The organism is Ramlibacter sp., from assembly GCF_035554825.1.
Classification (GTDB): Bacteria; Pseudomonadota; Gammaproteobacteria; order Burkholderiales; family Burkholderiaceae_C; genus Ramlibacter.
The window spans coordinates 1-2,712 of record NZ_DATMHS010000163.1; the positions used below are offsets into that span (position 1 = coordinate 1).

Genomic DNA, 2,712 nt, shown 5'->3' on the forward strand with positions numbered 1-2,712 from the left:
TCGTGCCGTTCCGCAAGGTGGTGTCATGACCTTCATCCCGAAGCCCAAGCTCCATCATCCCGACCTGCGGAAGAACGCGCTGGGCTATACGCGGCGTGACTACGAGGGTCCTGTCTCGACGCTGTGCGCCGGCTGCGGCCACGACTCGATCAGCGCCGCCATCGTGCGCGCCTGCTTCGAGCTGGACATCGCGCCGCACCGCGTCGCCAAGCTCTCCGGCATCGGCTGCAGCTCGAAGACGCCGGACTACTTCCTGGGCGCCTCGCACGGCTTCAACACGGTGCACGGCCGGATGCCGTCGGTGCTGACCGCCGCCAACCTCGCCAACCGCGACCTGCTGTACCTCGGCGTCTCGGGCGACGGCGACTCCGCGTCGATCGGCCTGGGCCAGTTCGCCAACGCGATGCGCCGCGGCGTGTGCATGGCCTACATCGTCGAGAACAACGGCGTCTACGGCCTGACCAAGGGGCAGTTCTCGGCGACCGCCGACCGCGGCTCCAAGAGCAAGAAGGGCGTCGTCAACAGCGACAACCCGGTCGACCTGGTGGCGCTGGCGCTGCAGCTCGGCGCCACCTACGTGGCTCGCAGCTTCTCCGGCGACAAGGCGCAGCTGGTGCCGCTGATCAAGGGCGCGATGGCGCACGGCGGCGCCGCGTTCGTCGACGTCATCAGCCCCTGCGTGACGTTCAACAACCATGCCGGCAGCACCAAGAGCTACGACTACGTGCGCCAGCACAACGACGCGGTGAGCCGCATCGACTTCATCACGCCGCAGAAGGAAATCACGACCGAGTACGGCGCCGGCGAGCTGGTGGAAGTGCGCCAGCACGACGGCTCGCTGCTGCGGCTGCGCAAGCTGCACTCGGACTACAACCCCACCGACCGCAATGCCGCGATGAACTACATGGCGACGCACCAGGCGCGCGGCGAGGTGGTGACGGGCCTGTTGTACGTCGACCCGCTCGCGACCGACCTGCACACCGCGCTGAACACGAGCGAGGCGCCGCTGAACGTGCTGGGCGCGGCGCAACTGTGCCCCGGCCGCGGCGCGCTCGACCAGATCAACGCCTCGCTGCGATAGCACAGGGGCGCGGGCCGGTCCCGCGCTCCATCCCGATATGAAAGGTCGCACCATGGCCGAACGCACCGTGTTCCAGTCGATGTCTCACAAGCATGTGGTGAGCCTCGGCCCGCAGGCCAGCGTCTACGAAGCCGCCTGCATCATGACCGGGGGCAACTGCAGCAGCGTGCTCGTGACCGAGCCGCCGACCGCGCTGGTCGGGATCGTCACCGAACGGGACCTGATGACCCGGGTGCTCGCGAAGGCGAAGGATCCGCAGACCACGCGGCTGGTCGACATCATGACGCCCAATCCGCTTTGCGTCCCGCCGGAGAAGCCGGTGGCCGAGGCGGTGCTGATCATGCTGGAGCGGGGCTTTCGCCACCTGCCGGTGGTGGGCCCGGGCAACAAGCCGCTGGGGGTGTTCAGCGCCCGCGACGCCCTGCCGCGCGAGATCGACAACGCGCTCAATCTCGCGGAGTTCCGCGAGCAGGTGAACGACGCGCTCGGCTGAGACGGCCGCGGCCTGCCCCGGCTCGCCGGCGTCAGCCGCCGGCCTGCTGCCTGGCCCTGGCCCGCGCCAGTGCCGCCTCGATCACCGCCCGCTTGCGATCGGCCTCGCCGCCGGCCGCGCCGTGGGTGTGGGCCGGCAGGTCGGCGAGCGTGGCTTGCGCCTTGGCCGCCAGCCGCGCCGCGTGCTCCTCGCTCTCGCGGGCCAGCCGGGTGCGGCGCGCCCGGTAGCGGGCCAGCGCCTCGTCGGCATGCGCCTGCGACCAGGCCCGCCAGCCGGTGCGCTCGCCCGTGACGTTCTCGACGCCGATGCAGTCGACCGGGCAGACGGGCACGCACAGCTCGCAGCCGGTGCAATAGCGCTCGACGATGGTGTGCATGCGCTTGTTGCTGCCCAGGATCGCATCGGTCGGACAGACCTCGATGCACAAGGTGCAGCCGATGCACCAGTGCTCGTCGATGACGGCGACGGTGCGCGGCCCTTCCAGCCCGCGGTCGGGATCGAGCGGCACGGCGGGGCGGCCGGTGAGCGCCGCCAGCCTGGCGATGCCTTCCGCGCCGCCGGGGGGGCACTGGTTGATCGGCGCGCCGGCGGCCATCGCCTCGGCGTACCCGGCGCAATCCGGGTAGCCGCAGCGGGTGCACTGCGTCTGCGGCAGGGCGGCGTGCAGGCGCTGGGCTTGCGGGCTCACGTCACGGGGCAGCGCGGCGGCCCGCCTTGCGCGCCACCGAACGGTCGGCGGCGGGCAGGCGCGGGCCGTCGTTGAACTGCAGGATGAAGTCGCGCACCTGCGGATACACCACGTCGCGCCAGCGGCGGCCGCTGAAGATGCCGTAGTGCCCGGCGCCTTTCACCTCCAGGTGCTTCTGGCGCGACTTCGGCACGTTGAAGCACAGGTCGTGCGCGGCGGCCGTCTGCCCCGAGCCCGAGATGTCGTCGAGCTCGCCTTCGACCGTGAAGTGGGCGGTGGTCGTGATGTCCTCCGGCCTGACGCGTTCGAGCTCGCCTTCCTCGTTGATGACGTCCCAGGTGCCGTTCACCAGGGCGAATTCCTGGAACACGATGCGGATGGTGTCGAGGTAGTAATCGGCGTCCATGTCGAGCACGGCGTTGTACTCGTCATAGAACTTGCGGTGGGCCT

At 70.2% G+C, this 2,712-nt stretch carries 3 protein-coding genes and 1 pseudogene; 2 read left to right on the forward strand and 2 right to left on the reverse strand.

What is annotated here, in order from left to right; translation table 11 throughout:
* Nucleotides 1-25: 25 nt before the first annotated feature.
* Complete coding sequence (locus VNT59_RS19995; RefSeq protein WP_325501402.1) at nucleotides 26-1,081, forward strand: 2-oxoacid:ferredoxin oxidoreductase subunit beta; 1,056 nt, start codon at nucleotides 26-28, stop codon at nucleotides 1,079-1,081.
* A 52-nt stretch (nucleotides 1,082-1,133) separates the two neighbouring features.
* Nucleotides 1,134-1,574, forward strand: coding sequence for a cyclic nucleotide-binding/CBS domain-containing protein (locus tag VNT59_RS20000; protein ID WP_325501404.1), 441 nt, complete (start codon nucleotides 1,134-1,136; stop codon nucleotides 1,572-1,574).
* Between the two features lie 31 nt (nucleotides 1,575-1,605).
* Here VNT59_RS20000 and rsxB read toward each other — a convergent pair whose 3' ends face one another.
* Nucleotides 1,606-2,262 carry an electron transport complex subunit RsxB gene (gene rsxB / locus VNT59_RS20005; RefSeq protein WP_325501406.1) on the reverse strand — a complete coding sequence of 219 codons (657 nt, stop codon included), beginning with the start codon at nucleotides 2,260-2,262 and terminating at the stop codon, nucleotides 1,606-1,608.
* A gap of 1 nt (nucleotide 2,263) precedes the next feature.
* A pseudogene (locus VNT59_RS20010) lies at nucleotides 2,264-2,712 on the reverse strand (polyhydroxyalkanoate depolymerase); the annotation flags it as partial.

Bases quoted from the DNA above. Each gene is read 5' to 3' on its own strand.
- VNT59_RS19995 (WP_325501402.1), top strand. From the start codon at position 26: ATGACCTTCATCCCGAAGCCCAAGCTCCATCATCCCGACCTGCGGAAG.
- VNT59_RS20000 (WP_325501404.1), top strand. From the start codon at position 1,134: ATGGCCGAACGCACCGTGTTCCAGTCGATGTCTCACAAGCATGTGGTG.